Genomic DNA, 425 nt, shown 5'->3' with positions numbered 1-425 from the left:
CTGGAGAAACTGGAGCGACCGGAGCCACCGGAGCGACTGGAGCGACTGGAGCAACGGGAGCAACGGGAGTGACCGGAGCCACTGGAGAAACTGGAGCCACCGGAGCGACTGGAGTAACAGGAGCTACCGGAGTAACTGGAGTAACTGGAGCAACAGGAGCGACTGGTGAAACTGGAGCGACAGGAGCAACTGGAGCAACCGGAGCGACTGGCGCCACCGGAGCAACTGGGGAAACGGGAGCAACTGGAGCGACCGGAGCCACTGGAGTAACTGGAGCAACAGGAGCGACTGGAGTAACTGGAGTAACGGGAGTAACCGGAGCAACCGGAGCCACCGGAGTAACAGGAGCGACTGGAGCAACTGGAGCAACTGGTGCAACGGGAGCCACCGGAGCAACGGGAGCAACTGGGGTAACCGGGGCAACG

Annotated in this window: 1 protein-coding gene; it reads left to right on the top strand. The window is 62.1% G+C overall.

Annotated elements, in window-relative coordinates; translation table 11 throughout:
- Positions 1-425, top strand: a 425-nt coding sequence (locus tag IAE55_RS33615) for a hypothetical protein (protein WP_200634981.1), incomplete at both ends; no start/stop codon positions are given.

This window comes from Paenibacillus sp. S28 (genome assembly GCF_016624415.1).
Lineage (GTDB): Bacteria > Bacillota > Bacilli > Paenibacillales > Paenibacillaceae > Paenibacillus_AQ > Paenibacillus_AQ favisporus.
This window is presented reverse-complemented; position numbering and strand designations above follow the sequence as displayed.